Here is a 17499-nt window from a genome sequence, read left to right as displayed (position 1 = left end):
AGAAAAGGGATTAAAGTTTAGACCTCTCACCGTACTGCGCTTTATCCCTTTCTGTGTATCAACCAGTAAGTCAGTTTTATTAACCAACCAACCAATTAACATGTAAATTTATGAAATTTAAATTAACCAGTGCCTATTTCTATTTTAGAAACAGGCTAATTATTAACATTATGAGAACTTTTATCTTCTTGTTTTGTACTACAATTTTTGGTTTTTCTCCCGTAAATCTATTTTCACAAAACACGAAAGTTGTAATTACAGCTGATAAAACAGTATCTGTTGACGAAGTTTTTGACATCATTACAAAACAGACCAATTATACTTTCATTTATCAGGAAGATTTATTTAAAAAATTGCCTAAAGTACATTTGAAAAAAGGAAAAATTAAGGTCAATGATTTATTGGAAGCCAGTTTCTCTGATAAAGATTTTGATTTTAGTTTTTCTGCTGGAAATACGATTATTGTAAAAGAAAGAAAAGCAGAGAAAGTTGTCGTTCAATCTAAAATAATCGAAATTAAAGGAACAGTTACCAATGAAGCCAAAGAGCCACTGCCAGGAGTTAACATTAAAGTAAGAGGTACAAATGTTGCTGTGCAGACCGATTTTGACGGAAAATATACAATTAGTGCACCAGAAGATGGGCAAATTTTGTTTACCTATATCGGGCACAAAGCGCAGGTAGTGGAGATAAACAAAAGAAAAGTAATCAATATCACACTAGCTCAAGAAACTAAAGAACTTGTTGGCGTTGTTGTAAATACAGGGGTTACGGTGCGTAAGAAAGAATTAATTACGGGTGCAGTTACTGTTTTTAGAGGTGAGGAATTAAGACAGATTTCTACGCAAAATGCAGTTCAGGCTTTAAAATCATTAGATCCGTCTTTTATTGTGGTCAATAATAATATTGCAGGTTCAAACCCAAATATTCTGCCAACAATCGAGGTGAGAGGACAGACAAGTTTAACGGCCAATCAGGTTGACAGTCAGTTTAGAGATGATCCAAATCAGCCTTTGTTTATTCTGGACGGATTTCCAACTACTTTACAGCAAGTTGTCGATTTGGATATTAATAGAATTGCAAGCATCACTTTATTAAAAGATGCGGCTTCAACTGCATTGTACGGTTCTCGATCTGCAAATGGAGTTGTGGTTATTGAAACCAATAAACCTCTTCCTGGAAAACTGCAGTTTAATTATGTGTATAATTCTTCTTATGAATTAGCAGACTTAAGTGTTTATCATTTAATGAATGCAGCGCAAAAATTAGAATTTGAAAGACTTTCAGGCGCATTCATTGTTAAGGATGGAACTGCCGAATCTACTCCATTAACTTGGGATAAAGAATATAACAGACGTCTGGCTGCAGTACGCAGCGGTGTAGATACGTATTGGTTAAACGAACCGATACAGATGGGGATTACTTCTGGACACAGTTTGAATTTTGGCGGAGGTTCTGATGAGTTTAGATTTAACATTGCTGGAAATTACAAAACACTAACAGGAACAATGAAAGGTTCTGAGCACGATACTTGGGGTTATAATACAACTTTGACTTACAGAAAAAACAAATTAAGTCTTAACAACCAGTTTTTTGTTTCTGGAGGAACGAATCAGGAATCTCCATACGGTTCATTTGAAACTTGGGCAAAAGCAAGTCCGTATTATCCAAAGTATAACGAAAATGGAGTGATAACACGTTATATGGATGGTTCGTCATTGCCATTAACTAGTTTGCAAACCATTGTAAACCATCCTGCTAATCCGCTTTACAATGTCTTTTTAGGAAGTTATAACAAAGGAAAAGACTTTAATTTTACGAATAACTTCGCTATTAATTATGATGTAAACTCGCATATCAAGGCAACTGGAGCTCTATCTGTTTCAAGATTGGATAACTACAATGTCGTTTTTGTTTCTCCAGACGATACTCGTTTTGTAAATAACATTGCGACAGAAAAAGGAACGTATAACAGGTATGATGCCATTACCGATAAATGGAATGCAAATCTTGGTGCAACGTACTCAAATGTTTTTAAGAACTTTCATTCTTTTAACTATACGATTAGAGCTTCGGCTTTAGAGACAAAAAACAATTCTTATAAATCATTTTTAAGAGGATTTCCTCTTGGAGTTCCTGGCAATCCTTCATTTGCTTTTGGATATGAGCCAAATGGAAAGCCAGAAATTTATACCGAATTAATTAGAAGTGTCGATTTGACTAACCAAATTAACTATGCTTACGACCGCAGATTTTTATTCGATTTTACTCAGACAATTTCAGGAGCGACCAATTTTGGAACCAATAAAAAATATTCGCCTTATTGGGGAATTGGTTTTGGATGGAATTTGAACAATGAGTTTAGAATGAATGAAGATATTGTCAATATTTTTAAAATTCGTGCCAATATCGGTCAGACCGGAAATCAAAACTTAGTGGGTTTTGCTTCTTATGATGTATATGCTTATAACCCAAATACCAACGTTTTTGGTCCTGGATTAGGAGTCTCTCAAATTGCAAACCCAAATTTAGAAGCGCAAAGAACCAAGGATTTGTCTTTAGGGTTAGATCTGGCTATGTTTAGAAACAGATTTTCGATGACTCTAGGAGCTTACAAACGTAAAACGTCTCCACAGATTGTAGCGATCGATCTTGCAGCTTCAACAGGACTTAACGGTTATCCTTTAAATGTTGGGTATTTAACTACTCAGGGATTAGAGTTAAAAATGAACTACAATTTTATCTATGATTTGAGCAGAAATTTTGTTTGGGGAATAGGTTTAATGGGAACGACAGGAGATAATGAACTTGGAGGTTTTGGTAATGCATTGGCTTCTTTAAATTCTGAGGCACAAAAAACAACCAGTTTAACGAGATATTATGATGGAGCAAGCAGCAATGACCTTTGGGCTGTACCTTCATTAGGAATTGACCCAGCAACCGGAAGAGAAATTTTCTTAAAGAAAGATGGTCAGACTACTTTTATTTTGGATAAAAAAGATGAAGTAGTAATGGGAAATTCTAGAGAAACGGCTACAGGAGTAGTTTCTACAAACTTAAACTACAAAGGTTTTAGTTTTGGATTGTTTGTGCGCTATAGTTTTGGTGCAGAAAGATTTAACTCTGCCTTGTACAACAAAGTAGAAAATATATCAAGAGATAATATTTTTGATAATCAAGATGTGAGAGCTTTTACAGACCGTTGGACAACTCCTGGTCAGATGGCACAATTTAAAGCGATCGGACTAACCAATAATACCCCAATCTCATCCCGTTTTATCCAAAAAGATGATTACATCTCTGGAGAATCTATTCGATTAGGCTACAGATTAACAGATAGAGCTTGGTTAAAAAGAAACGGATTAACTGCTTTAGGATTTAATGTTTTTGCAAACGAATTCTTCCGTGTTTCAACCATAAAAGCAGAACGTGGTATCGATTATCCTTTCTCAAGAATATATTCTTTGAGTCTTAATTTATCATTTTAATAAAGAAATTATGAATAAGTATTTATATAAAATTACATTCCTTTTGCTTGCTTCTTTTGTTGCAATAAGCTGCAGTGATTTTTTGGATGTTGTGCCACAAGATAAAATATTAGAAGATCAGGCATATAGCTCTGAAGCGGGTATGCAAAATGTGCATAACGGACTTTATCTTCAGCTGGCTGTAAATAATCTTTACGGCAGACAGCTTACCATGGATGCGGTAGAAATTTTAGGACAGCAGTATAATATGACTGGAACACATGTTAAAGCGAAAATAGCAAGTTATTCGTACGCTGAAACACTTCCAAAAAATACTTTCGCCGGCATTTGGGAAAGCGCTTTTACAACAGTTTTATCTGCAAATAAATTTTTAGAAAGTATTGATGAACATCCTGAGATTATTTCAGCTGAGAAAGCAAATCTTTTAAAAGGAGAAGCTATTGCTATTCGTGCTATGCTGCATTTTGATATGTTAAGATTGTACGGTCCAATTTACAAAATAGCACCTGGAGATCCGTCAATACCTTATTATGATGCTGCCGTAACATCCAATAACCCGATTTTGCCCGCTCAAGATGTTATTGCAAAAATTACTGCCGATTTAGATGCAGCAATAGCGCTTTTAGCAAATGATCCGATATTAACTACAGGAAAAATCACGGGATCGACAGCGTTTGATGGCAATCCGTATTATTCCGTAAACCGCGGACAAAGAATGAATATACTGGCGGTAAAATGTTTAAAAGCGAGAGTTCTTTTATACGCTGGAGATAAAACTGGAGCTTTTGCTCTGGCAACTGAAATTATAAATTTTGTAAAAACACAGTCTTTTATTTATTGGACTCCATTTTTAGAAGCGACAAACACTTCCAATCCAGATCGTATTTTTTCTACTGAGAATTTCTTTGCGCTTAGCGATTATACTTTGTATACCAAACAAAAAGCACTTTTTGATTCTAGTTTAGACGAGTTTAATATTTATGCGCCAATGCTGAGCAGAATAAATGCTGTTTTTGAGTCTAATGATAATGATTATAGAAGTTTGCCGAGTTGGAAAATTCCAATTACGGGAGGAAAAACCCAGAAGACATTTTTTAAGTATGAAGATGTAACAGACAAAACTAAACTTTTCCGTCTTCAGATTCCGATGTTCAAACTATCAGAACTATATCTTATTGCAGCAGAAACGGCACCCGTGCCAGCCGATGGTATTGCTTTCTTGAACACACTGCGATTTAATAGAGGTTTGACCAATTTAGCTGCAACTGCAGTATTGGCTACAGAAATTACAAAAGAGTACAGAAAAGAATTTATAGGCGAAGGACAATTGTTTTTCTACTACAAAAGAATCAATTCGACTGCAATTCCAAATGGTTCTGCTTCTTCAGGAAATGTTACCATGAATGCCGTTAAATATGTAGTGCCATTACCAGAATCGGAAGTTAATTTTCAAAACTAAAAAAAGTAATCATGAAAAAAATATTGATTTTAAGCATTCTTCTTTTTTCTCTGTTTGGCTTAACATCTTGCGATAAAGAAGAAATTGAAACTTATAAAGCTACCAATAACATTTATTTTCCGCTTGCTGTATTTCCAGCATACAACAACGCACCGCTTATAGACAGTACGGGATTCAGTTTTAGTTTTGATAAAGCTACTATTACCGAAAGAATTTATAGCATTCCCGTACAAGTTCAAGGAACTGTAAGTGATGTTGACCGTCAAATTAAAGTTTCGGTAGATCCTTCAAGTACCGCAGTTTTAGGCACACATTTTTCTTTGCCCGAAAATATTGTTCTGCACGCTGGTAGAGAAAAAGATTCTATTCCCGTAATCGTTCACAGAACTTTAGATTTAAAGGATAAGGCCGTAACATTAGTTTTGAATCTGGAAGAAAACGAATTTTTTACTGTCAATATGAAGGACAGAATAACAAATGTTTTGACACAGAAAAAGATTCACTATACACGTTTTAAGTTGACTTTTACAGACAAGCTTACGCAACCAATAAGTTGGCAACCTGGAACATTTGGAGTATTTACCGCTAAAAAACTCTTTTTGATGTGTGATTTGATGAATCTGGAGCCAGAAATGTTTAACCTGCCTACAACTGCACCAGGGCTTTCAATACCTGAAGTCTTGTATTATGGAAGTTTTATGAAACGTTATCTGGCCGATCAGAAAGCCAATGGCAATACTATTTATGAGGAAGACGGAAAAGAAATGTTTTTTCCTTAAAACCATTCTTTAATTTAAAAATATAAAGCGATGTTTAAAAATATAAAAATACAGACAGCCATAATAGCGCTCCTCTTTTTGGCATACGGATGTGTAAGCGATGAAGGAAATTACAATTATGAGAAGATCAATGAATTTAATGTAACAGGAATACAAGAAGAATATACGGTTTATACGGGAGATTATTTTAAGATTGCACCCGAATTAAATCCAACTTTAGATGATGGCAAAGATCCTGACCGATATGAATATAAATGGGTTGCGGTAAATCCTTTAAAATTGGTTGACGAGGCAAGGACAACTATTGCGACTACAAAAAATTTGGATGGGATTTTAAAATTACCGCCGGCAAAATATAGTCTTTATTATTTTATCAAGGATAAAGTAACGGGAATCAACTGGCAGCAGCCCATTATTACCTTAAATGTAGTTTCTTCTATTTATGAAGGATGGCTGGTTGTGGGAGATGTAGACGGAAAAGCTCGATTGGATATGGTTTCTGTAATTCCAGGAATTCCACAGCCGCGTATTATAAACGATGTGCTAGATGCCGCTGGGTCTGCATTGAAATTAAAAGGAAAAGCTGTAGATGTAGAAACTTTTAGCGGGCCTTTGTCAGGAAGTATCATTTATGGAATTTATGTAACAGCATCAGAATCTGGAACAGCAAGATTAGAACCCGATTCTTTTGAATGGAATCAGACCATGAATATTGCATACGAAACAATTGGAGGAAATTTTCCAACCAATTTTGCAGTAGATTTTATGAAATGTCCTGGAGGATCAGAAAATTACCTGTATAAGGATGGTGATATTTATTATTATAATAGAGCCGTACAAATTAGATATGGATTGCCCCAAAATAAAGTAGATCTTGAAACTAAAACTTTCTATGCAGCTCCTTTTATCGCAGAAACCACGGGAACAGGAACTCCTGTCTTTTTTGATGCTGAAAAACATCGTTTTCTACGTTATAGTTCTTCAAAAGGAAATTGTTCGGCAATGCCTCCGGTTACAGCTTCTCCAACAACATTGGATTGGAATAATCCCAACTGCGAGCTGATTTTTATGACTACATCAAATTTCAATTTAAATGAAAGTTTTGCAGTATTAAAGAACATTTCTACAGGCAAATTCTATCTGCTTCGTTTTAATACAAGTGCCGTGCAGACCTATTATAAAGAGATGCTGAATGCGCCCGATTTAGATAAAGCCACAAAATTTGCCGTAAGTCCAGATGCTGGTTATTTATTTTATACTGTTGGAAACAAAGTGTATGAATATGACAGCGGAACGCAATCTGCAAAATTAATGTTAGATAAAGGAAATGAAGAAATTACCTACATAGGTTTCAGCAAAAGAGGGAAAAAGGAGATTATCAGCAAATTAATTGTGGGTTCTTACAGCACAACAGGAAAATTAGAATTGTATACCGTACCTCCTGTAAATGGTAATTTAATTTTAGAAAGCAGTTATTCAGGCTTATGCAAAATTGTCGATGTTACTTATCGTGTTCGATAATGATAGGAAGTTAAAAATCTAAAAATAAAACCGAATGAAGTATAAATCTCATTCTTCATTCGGTTTCTAAAAACCACATTTTATGAAACGATTTATTAAAATCGCAAGCGCAGTTTTGCTGCTTGCCTGTCCATCTATTGCCTTAAAAGCACAAGCGCAATCCACTCAAGAAAGTTGGGAACAAGCTAAAAAACAGGCTAAAACAGAGAAAAAATTGATTTTTGTCGACTTGTATTTCACAGGCTGTATGCCGTGTGCACAAATGGACAAAGAAGTATTTCCAGATCCAAAAGTTGCTGCAGTTTTAAATGCCGATTTTGTAACGTTCAAATCGGATATTTTAAAAGAAGAAATTGGTAAAAAGCTATGCATGAAATATGGCGTTACCGGATTTCCGACTTTTCTGTTCCTGAATGCAGACGGAAAAGTAATTGATATTGCGGGTGGTTTTCAAAACGTAGAGGAATTTACTGCCTTGCTTCAAAACGCGAAAGAAGCGGCCAAAAAAGGAATCTTCAAAAAGTACAGTCCAGAAATTCAAGAAAAAGAGTATCCAGATTTTTACAAACAAGCGTATTTAGATGGAAAAAGAAACGTACCATTTGAGGTTATCGATACGTATTTGAAATCTGCAGCCGCTTCTGGAGAGGTTTCTTTTGTAATTATTACTGGATTAAGAGTAGGGAAACAATATGACGATCCATTTCTTTTTGCCAGTAAAAAATTAGCAACAGATTACGGAAAATGGAGCGTTAACAGCCATGTATTTACCATATTACAACGTAAGAAAAAAGAGTTCGAAAAAAAGAATGATTTGAAAGGATTTACAGAATTAGTAAATGATTCGAAAGAACTTTACACACCAGAAGAATTTGCAAAATATTCAGGTATTTTATTGAAAGATTTCGGAGTAGAAAAAGTGGTAGTGAAACCAAATACGGCACAAAAGTAAACCGAAATGAAAAAGATAATCCTGCTTTTAATATTGATTTTTGGCTGTACAATTTATGCTCAAAATAACATTCAGAAATCTATTAAAACTTTCGAAAAAGCCTTTCAGAACAAAAGTTATCAAGAAATGAAAGATCTTCTGGCGCCACAATTTACAGTTGGCGTTGGAGATTCTTCTTCAAACGAATTTTATCTGAATGGTATTTTTAAAGCATTTCCAGCTTTAGACTCAATTAAGATTGGAAAATCTGTGGCGATTAAAAATGAAACTTTTGTCTTGGTAGATTTCTGTTTTAATGGAAAAGAAAAAAAGCCGTCTCAAATTGTTTTCAATTCAGAAAATAAAATGCTATACGTGACTTTTTTCGATGGTTTATATAAAGTGGATCGACACGCGCAAGTAAAAGAAGTAGCAAGCATTCCATTTGAAATTATCGAAAACGGAATCGCCATTAAAATAAAACTAAATAAAGCCGATCGTGAGTTTTTAATGCTTTTTGATACGGGTGCAGACGGAATGGCGCTCAATCCAGACAGTGCATACAAAGCGGGAGTTGTAGTTACCAAAAGTAAATCGGCATCTGTAGTTGGCGGAAGTCAGCAAGTGCAGTATTCGGCAGATAATACGATTTATATTGGCGATCAGGTTCTCAAGAATCAAGGCTTGGTTATTTTTCCGAAACATGGCGTTTACGACGGATTATTTGGCGCCAATTTGCTTCGCAATTTTATCACTTCTGTCAATTTTGATACCATGACGATTGACTTGTACAATTTTGGAAATTTTAAATATTGGGGAAAAGCAAAGCCATTGGTTTTTGATTATAAATCGGGACTTCCAGTAGTAAAAATGAATCTGACTTTTGAAGATAAGAAAACAGTCGAAGGCAGTTTCACTTTTGATACTGGAGCAGGTTATGATTTAATTGCTTATGGACCTTTCAATCATAAAAATAATCTAGAGGCGAGCTTAAAAACCGAGTATACGTCTGTGAATTACAGTCTGGGAAAACAAACTAAAATTGTGGGAGGAGCCATTCCAAATGTTGCTATAAATGGGAATAATTTTTCAAACGTAACAATTGCTTTGCAGGAATACGAAGAAGCCAATAAAAACTGGGCTTATGCCGATGGTTCTCTCGGAATCGATTTAATAAAACGTTTCAATTTTACAATCGATTTGTTGCATAAAACCGCTTATCTCGAACCCAATAAAAATTTCAAAAAAATACCATCTTTCTATTTAAGCGGACTGGAATTAGATTTTGACGAAAACCAAAATCTTATTGTAAAAAGAATTATCAATCAGGAAAATGAAGATTTGAAGAAAGTGAAAGTTGGCGCCAAAGTCACACAAATCAATGACTATGAAGCCAAGGATTTATTGAATTCTGAAAATCTTAAAAAGCTGAAAGAAACCAAAGAAAGTAAAGACTTTATTATAGAACAAGGCGATCAATCGATGCGAATTTCAATTTAAAATATCAATCCAAAAACAAAGAAACAATGAAAAAACACATTTTTTATTTCATTTTGACCTTTATCACGGTTCAAATGAGTTTTGCTACAAACCTTTCAGAATATGCAGTAATCAGAGGGACAATTTCAATTCCAGATTTCAAGGCAAAAGAAGTTACGCTTTATAGTGTCGAAGAAGGAAAGCCAGCCGTTGCCGCTACCGCAAAAGTTAATTCGCTGGGGGAATTCGGCTTTATGACACCAGTTTCAGCTGCTGGCTTTTATTATATCGATTACGGACAATTTAAAAGTAGAAACCAATTAATCCGTTTGTATTTAGAACCAAAATTAGATATCAATCTTGCAATCAATAAAACGAATTATGTTTTGAGCGGGAAGAATGTCGGACAGAACGCTTTGGTACAAAAAGCAAATGAAATCTACAACGATTTTGCGCCTTTCGCAAGATTGGGAGGAAATGAAACCTATGTAGAATTTTATCCCTTCATTGATAAAGGTGTGGCCAAAGCAGAAGAATTTTCGAAATCAATAAAAACGAAAGATGCTAACTTTAATAAGTTATTAAAATTGGCCGTTGCAACAGATGTTGAAGAATTGACTTATACTTTTTTTAGAATGCCAAGAACAGCATTTCCAGACAAAGACGATCGTCCAGCAGTAATCAAAACATGGCAGACAGACAAAAAGTTTACAGATCCAGATTTACTAAAATTGCAAAACGGCGTTTCTTTAATGTCAAATTATTTCTTTTATGTAACTATGAATTCTGGTGATGCGCCAAAACGTTTAGATTTAACTGAAGCAATTACCCATATTACAGATCCTGCTTTAAAAGATGTTTATTTACGTGATGCAGTTGCAAATTCAAGAATGAAAATTGAAGAATACGAAAAAATCGCACCAAGCATAAAACCGTTTATGATTTCTGATAATAGCAAAGCATTTTTGTTAGAATATGAAAAAGTATTGCATAAAAACGTTGGTCAGAAAGGATTAGATTTTACATATAAAGACATTAACGATAAAGCGGTTTCGTTTTCAGATTTTAAAGGTAAATTTGTTTACATCGATTTATGGGCAACTTGGTGCGGACCTTGTAAAGCAGAGATTCCTCACATGAAAAAAATCGAAGAAGATTATCACGGAAAAAATATTGTTTTTGTAAGTCTTTCGTTAGATAAACCAAAAGATGCTCAAAAATGGAAAGATTACGTTACAAAAGAACAATTAAAAGGTATCCAGTTAATGGCCGATAAAGATTTTGGTTCTGATGTGGCAAAAAATTATGATGTAAATGCCATTCCGAGATTTTTATTGTTTGATACAAAAGGAAACATTATCAATGCAGATGCACTTCGTCCTTCAAATCCAGAGTTGCGAGTGCAACTGGATAAATTATTGAAAGGTTAATTAATAGCTTTATGAAATACAGCAAAAAAATATCAGTTTTACTCCTTTTTATTGGAGGTTTGACTTTCGCGCAAGCGCAAAACTTTAAATCAAGCGACCCAATTGCAGTCAACCAAAAAATTAAAAAAGGAGTGCTGCCAAACGGAATGACGTATTATATTTATCCGACAGATGTTAATAAAAATACGGCAAGTTATTATATTATTCAGAATGTTGGTTCAATTTTAGAAAACGACCAGCAGAAAGGTTTAGCGCATTTCTTGGAACATATGGCGTTTAACGGAACCAAAAATTTTGAAGGAAAAGGAATCTTGAACACGCTTCAAAAACAAGGGGCGGTTTTCGGAAAAAACATTAATGCGTACACAAGCACAGACGAAACCGTTTACAACTTAGATAATATTCCGTCAAAAGATGGCGGAGTAGTAGATACCTGTTTACTGGTTTTGCACGACTGGTCTAATTTTTTATCTCTGACGAATGAAGAAATCGATGCCGAACGTGGTGTAATTACCGAAGAATGGCGTACGCGACAAAATGCTAGAGCGAGAATCTACAATCAGTTGGCGCCTTATTATTACAACAATTCGCTTTATGCAGACCGCATGCCGATTGGTGATATGGAAATCGTTAAAAACTTTAAATATCAAGTTTTAAAAGATTTTTATAAAGACTGGTACCGTCCAGATTTGCAAGCAATCGCAATTGTTGGAGATATTAACGCAGACGAAATTGAAGCCAAAATCAAAAAACTTTTTGCAGATATTCCAACTCCAGTAAATCCTAAAAAACGTTTTGAAATTGCCATTCCAGAAAGAGTAGAACCAACTTTTAAATTGGCTTTAGACAAAGAAATTTCGGCTTCAAATATTAGTTATATGATTCGTCATACGGCTGAAAAATCAACTAATACTTATGCCGAATTAGAAAAATCTACTCAAAGAAGTCTTGCTTTTTCTATCCTAAATAATCGTCTGACAGAAATGGCGCAGAAACAAGAATGCCCATTTAAAAGTGCCTCAATTGGATACCAAAATTTTTCCCGTTTAAATGATATCTGGATTTTGAGCGTTTCTCCAAAACCAGAAAAACAAGCCGAAGCTTTTGCAATGATCATGAATGAATGGGTTAGAGCTTACAAATTTGGTTTTTCTAAAGGAGAAATTGAAAGGGCTGTTGCAGAAAACATTTCGGGTTACGAAAATTATTTAGAAAAACTAAATGAGATTTCGCATAAGGATGTTATTGGAATGGTGAAAGATGATTATCTAAATCACGAAGTTATTGCCGATCCTAAAGCTGAATTTGAAATGGTAAAAAGCATTTTGAAAAATGTTGACACTAAAATTCTTCAAGAGCAAATCAGAAAATTATATACAGCACAAAATCGTGTTGTAGCGGTTACAGGTGTAGAAAACGAGAATAATTTAACTCAGGAAAAAGCTTTTGATATTATTCAGAAAGCCGAAAACGATGCTTCGTTACAGCCTTATGTGGATACTTTTGAAGGAAAAACTCTTTTAGGAAACCTGAAAATCAATTCAGGAAAAATTGTTTCAGAGAAAAAAGAAACAGCGATTGATGCTACCACTTTTGTATTGAGCAATGGCGTAAAAGTGCATTATAAATTTGCCGATAAAAACAAGAAGCAAGTAGATCTGAAAGGTGAAAGTTTTGGAGGATCTTCTTTGTACGAACCTCAAGATTTACCATCAGTTAGTCGCGCAACCGAATTAGCACTAATGTCTGGGGTGGGTGAGTTGTCAAATGTTGATTTGACAAAAGTTTTAAAAGGAAAAATTGCTGGCTCTTCTGTAGATGTAGGCTCATTGAAAGAGACAGTTACGGCATGGGCAAATGCAAAAGATCTCGAAACAATGATGCAATTGGTTCATTTGCGTTTTGTGCAGCCAAGATTTGATAATCAGATGTATGCACTTATGAAGCAAAGATTAGAAAATTCGCTTAAAAACAGAGCAAATGATATCAATGCAAAAATGGGAGACAGTTTAACAGATGTCGTTTATGGGAAAAACAACCCAAGAATACAGCCATTGAATCAAAAATATATCGACGGTTTATCTTTTGATAAAATGAAAGCTTTCTATTTGGATCGTTTTGCAGATGTTTCAAACTTTGAATTTTATATTGCTGGAGATGTTACGCCAGAAGTTTTAAAACCTTTGTTAGAAAAATATATTGCGAGTATAAACGGAATTAAACGTAAAGAAAAGTTTAAAACAGACTTTCCGAAATGGACATCAAATAAAATTGATAGAGACGTTTTTATCAAAATGGAAACACCAAAAAGTTCTGTTCGTATTGCCTTTTTAAAAGATGTTGCTTTTTCTCAAAGAAACAGAATCTTGGTTTCGTATTTAAGCGATGTGCTGACTTTGCGTTATACTGAAAGTCTTCGTGAAAAAGAAGGCGGAACTTACGGTGCACAAGTAAGAGGAACTATTGATAAACTTCCAATTTCAAAAGCAAATCTTCAGATTAATTTTGATTGCGATGCTGATAAAGTGGAACATTTACTGCCAATTGTGTATCAGGAAATTGATAAAATCAAAAAAGGAGAAATCGCTGCTGAAGACATTGAAAAAACAAGAACAAACTATTTGAAATCTAGAGAAGACAGCAAAAACTTCAATAGTTATAGCATGAACTTGATTTATAATTATTTTGAGAATGTTTACGATATGAATGACCCTAAAAATTATGTTGATATTGTAAAAAGCATCACAGCCAAAGACATTCAGGAATTTGCTAATTCATTTTTGAACAAAGCAGATTCTTATGAAGTAGTTTTTAAACCATTAAAATAATCTGACCCCTTTTTATTTACTAGAGTTTAATTTGTATTTCCCTATCAAATAGTTATTTTGAATTAGTAAGCAATTTAGTTTGTATAGCGGATTACTTAGAGGGTTGTTTTTTGCTATTCAACCCTCTTTCTAAAGATTTTACCCCATGAAAAAGAATATTTTTTTACTGGGCTTTTTCCTGCTGTTTTCCATATTCGTAAAGGCTCAGATATACAATCCCATAAAATGGAAAACCAGTGTCGAGAAGATTTCTGATACTGAATACGAATTGCAGGCAAAAGCCATTATAGAGTCAGGCTGGCATTTGTACAGCCAGGAAGTTGCAGACGGAGGACCGATTCCAACGCGTTTTAATTTTATAAAAAGCGCAGATTTTCAGTTAATTGATGCTGTAAAAGAAGAAAAAGGAAAAACGGTTAATGATCCTGTTTTCAAAATGCAGATTAAGTTTTTTGAAAAAGAGACTACTTTTAAACAGCGTGTTAAAATACTTTCATCTAAACCTTTTAAAATCAAGGCTGAAGTTGAATTTATGGTTTGTAATGATGAAAACTGTCTTCCTCCAAGTTCAGACGAATTGGAGTTTGTCATGAGTCCTTCCGCGAAAGCGAAAACTTTAATAGAAACGGCAGCTAAAACAGAAGCTAAAGCTGTTGAAATAGATTCTTCGGTTACCGAAATAAAAGAAAAAACAGAAGAAGTTCTTGCTGCAGAAATAACAAAAACACCTCAAAAAGAAATTAGAAAAAGAGAACCAAAAACAGAATCAAGAAGTTTGTGGACGATTTTTTTATTATCATTTTTCTCTGGATTTGCGGCCTTGCTAACACCTTGCGTTTTTCCGATGATCCCGATGACGGTGAGTTTTTTTACCAAACAGAGTAAAACTAAATCGCAGGGAATACGAAAAGCCGTTTTTTACGGAATCGCGATTATTGCCATTTATATCTTTTTGGGAGCTGTTGTAACTTGGGCTTTTGGAGCAGATTCGCTTAATGCGCTTTCTACAAATGTCTGGTTTAATCTTGTATTTTTTGTGCTTTTAATGATTTTTGCATTTTCATTTTTAGGAGCATTCGAAATCATGCTTCCCAATGCATGGGCAAACAAAGTCGATTCGCAAGCCGATAGAGGCGGAATCGTAGGAATATTGTTTATGGCTTTGGCTCTAGCAATTGTTTCCTTTTCTTGTACGGGTCCAATTGTTGGTACTTTATTGGTCGAAGCTGCTTCGCGAGGCGGAATTGCGCCATTTGTCGGAATGTTTGGTTTTTCTCTGGCTTTGGCTTTGCCCTTTACTTTATTTGCGGCTTTTCCGGGTTGGCTTAATTCGCTTCCAAAATCGGGAGGATGGTTAAATTCTGTAAAAGTATTTTTGGGATTTTTAGAAATGGCTCTTGCTTTCAAATTCCTTTCCAATGCCGATTTGGTTCTGCAATTGCATTGGTTGGAAAGAGAAACTTTTCTAGCAATTTGGATTGCCATTTTTGGAACGCTGGCTTTTTATTTGTTCGGAAAAATTCAGTTGCCGCATGACAGTCCGGTTTCAAATATAAGCGTTGGAAGATTAGGATTAGGGGTTTTGGTTTTGGCTTTTACCATTTATTTAATTCCCGGTATTTGGGGCGCACCACTTAAAATGATCAGCGGTTTTCCTCCACCAATGCATTACAGCGAAATTCCAAAAGGATTAAATAATTCCAGTTCAAAAGAAATAACGCAAAATCTGCCAGAAGGAGCAGAGCTTGGTCCGCATAACATTATGGCTTTTACGGACTATGATTTAGGAATGCAATATGCCAAAAAGATCGGAAAACCAGTTATGATAGATTTCACAGGCCACGCGTGCGTAAATTGCCGTAAAATGGAGGACAATGTTTGGTCTGATGAAAAAGTACAGAAGATTTTAAAAGGCGATTTGGTTTTAATTTCACTTTATGTAGACGATAAACGAGAACTAAATCCGCACGAACAGATTACCTCTAAACTGACAGGAAAAAAATTAAAATATATAGGTCAGAAATGGAGCGAATTTCAAACACTGACTTACAAAACCAATGCGCAACCATTTTATGTTTTGGTAGATCATAATGGAGAAACGCTAAATGAAACGTCTGCTTATAATCCAGATATCGAAGAATATTTGAACTGGCTTAAAAAAGGGGTTTCTAATTTTGAGAAAAGCTAAAGTTCAGGATTTGTACTTTATTTATAATTATGTTGTTAATCAAAAAGGGAATAGTTTACGAGCTATTCCCTTTTTTGTCCTAAGAATATTAAGAAAGTACTGTGTCTGGCAGGACACTAGTTTTTTGTGTAAAATTTAAAGTCAGCTGATCCAGATGTCCAAAGAAAAAAGTATCTAGAATTTCCTGAAAAACAGGATGCGCATTTTCTACCTGAACAAATAAACTCATAGAAGAATGCAGTTTTCTTGCGCCAAGTTCTCCTAAAATTCCTTCGGCAGACTTCTTTTTTAAGGTCAACAGCAATTTAGAGATCTCAATTAAATGTTTCGATAAAATCGGATGCTTTAAAAATTCAGTAGCTTCTTTAAGATCTGCAACGGCATAATATTCAGAAAGAGCACTTTTGCCAAGTCCTTTGATCTGCGGAAAAATGAACCACATCCAATGGGTTTCTTTTTTACCTTTTTTTATTTCAGATAATGCGGTCAGATAAAGTTTATTTTGCGCATCTAAAAATCGGGTCAAATCATTTTTTGCGTAAGTCATCTCTTGATTCTGTATTAAATGGTTAGTGAATCTAATTTGTTTAATCGGTAACACTTGTAATATATTTTTTAAAGAATTGTATCAAAATTTTCGAATACCAAAAGTAGAATGCCTATAGTGTTCTGAGTTATAGAATTGTAGTTTGTCTTTACATAATTCCGATAGGCCTGTAAGAATGCCTTGTTAATATAATTTTAAAGTTTTGAATGATTCTAAATTCTAATGTTATTTTAATGTTCTACAAAAAAATTGGCTCTAAATTGCGCGCTCAGAAAAATTATAATAAACGCCTTAAATCACTGGGGTTTTGAATCAAAACGATGTGATTGCAATTAAACTTTTAGCCTTTTTTAGAGTATGTTGAACAAAATTAAAAATAGCTTTTTATGTAAATGCCTTCAGGCATTGCTTGTCGGCTATTTTCTAATTAGCAGTTTAAATATTTCTAATAGCGTTGGAAGGATCTTAAGCGATAACGCCGAAACCTACACGGTAAAAGGCATTACCTGCAACTTTCTGAAAAAAATCTTCAAGTGTGATGGAATCCCAGAGGAACTGGATGACTACAAAACAAAAGAAACTAAAACTGCCAAATTAGCAAAAGGCATTCCTTTAATGGAATATTTGATTTCATCTGAATCTTTGATGCCTCATTTTGGTTTTCTAATAGAATCAGAAGGGAAAAAATATATTGATAATACGATCTTTTCGTTTGGTTTTCATGGTAAAATAGATATACCGCCTCCTAGGGTGAATTCATAAATACTTGTTTTTTTAAGGATTAGGATAAAAATCTTAATCCAAAAATGCGGTTTTTGCCGTATATTTATTCTATGTAATAATCTTGTA

11 protein-coding genes are annotated in these 17499 nt (G+C 34.5%); 10 read left to right on the top strand and 1 reads right to left on the bottom strand.

The genetic code is table 11. The features are described from left to right. Positions 1-110 precede the first annotated feature (110 nt). The 9 genes from SOM12_RS02185 to SOM12_RS02145 all read left to right on the top strand — a co-directional run bounded on the left by SOM12_RS02185 (position 111) and on the right by SOM12_RS02145 (position 16103). Positions 111-3488 (top strand): SusC/RagA family TonB-linked outer membrane protein, encoded by a 3378-nt coding sequence (locus SOM12_RS02185; RefSeq protein WP_320492231.1) that lies wholly within the window; start codon positions 111-113, stop codon positions 3486-3488. A gap of 10 nt (positions 3489-3498) precedes the next feature. After that, a complete protein-coding gene (locus tag SOM12_RS02180; RefSeq protein WP_320492230.1) occupies positions 3499-4947 on the top strand; it encodes a RagB/SusD family nutrient uptake outer membrane protein in 1449 nt (482 codons plus the stop codon). 11 nt (positions 4948-4958) lie between these two features. Further along, the gene (locus SOM12_RS02175; RefSeq protein WP_320492229.1) at positions 4959-5726 is read left to right on the top strand and encodes a DUF4843 domain-containing protein; all 768 of its coding nucleotides are present in this window, start codon (positions 4959-4961) and stop codon (positions 5724-5726) included. Between the two features lie 30 nt (positions 5727-5756). Next, complete coding sequence (locus tag SOM12_RS02170; RefSeq protein ID WP_320492228.1) at positions 5757-7247, top strand: PKD-like family lipoprotein; 1491 nt, start codon at positions 5757-5759, stop codon at positions 7245-7247. 82 nt (positions 7248-7329) lie between these two features. Continuing rightward, positions 7330-8199 carry a thioredoxin family protein gene (locus tag SOM12_RS02165; RefSeq protein WP_320492227.1) on the top strand — a complete coding sequence of 290 codons (870 nt, stop codon included), beginning with the start codon at positions 7330-7332 and terminating at the stop codon, positions 8197-8199. 6 nt (positions 8200-8205) lie between these two features. After that, positions 8206-9678: a retropepsin-like aspartic protease gene (locus SOM12_RS02160; protein ID WP_320492226.1), complete on the top strand. Its 1473-nt coding sequence runs from the start codon at positions 8206-8208 to the stop codon at positions 9676-9678. Between the two features lie 26 nt (positions 9679-9704). Then, positions 9705-11087 (top strand): TlpA disulfide reductase family protein, encoded by a 1383-nt coding sequence (locus tag SOM12_RS02155; RefSeq protein WP_320492225.1) that lies wholly within the window; start codon positions 9705-9707, stop codon positions 11085-11087. A gap of 11 nt (positions 11088-11098) precedes the next feature. After that, a complete protein-coding gene (locus SOM12_RS02150) occupies positions 11099-13915 on the top strand; it encodes a M16 family metallopeptidase (RefSeq protein WP_320492224.1) in 2817 nt (938 codons plus the stop codon). Positions 13916-14060: 145 nt separating this feature from the next. After that, a complete protein-coding gene (locus SOM12_RS02145) occupies positions 14061-16103 on the top strand; it encodes a protein-disulfide reductase DsbD family protein (RefSeq protein WP_320492223.1) in 2043 nt (680 codons plus the stop codon). 88 nt (positions 16104-16191) lie between these two features. Here SOM12_RS02145 and SOM12_RS02140 read toward each other — a convergent pair whose 3' ends face one another. Then, positions 16192-16650, bottom strand: a complete 459-nt coding sequence (locus SOM12_RS02140) for a DUF1810 domain-containing protein (RefSeq protein ID WP_320492222.1) — start codon at positions 16648-16650, stop codon at positions 16192-16194. Between the two features lie 357 nt (positions 16651-17007). On the opposite strand from SOM12_RS02140, the gene SOM12_RS02135 reads away from it, so the two are divergent. Beyond that, positions 17008-17412, top strand: coding sequence for a hypothetical protein (locus SOM12_RS02135; protein ID WP_095929014.1), 405 nt, complete (start codon positions 17008-17010; stop codon positions 17410-17412). Positions 17413-17499 lie beyond the last annotated feature (87 nt).

It is taken from the genome of Flavobacterium sp. CFBP9031 (genome assembly GCF_034044945.1).
Classification (GTDB): domain Bacteria; phylum Bacteroidota; class Bacteroidia; order Flavobacteriales; family Flavobacteriaceae; genus Flavobacterium.
The sequence above is the reverse complement of the archived record's forward strand: the minus strand, read 5'-3'. Positions and strand labels throughout refer to the sequence as shown.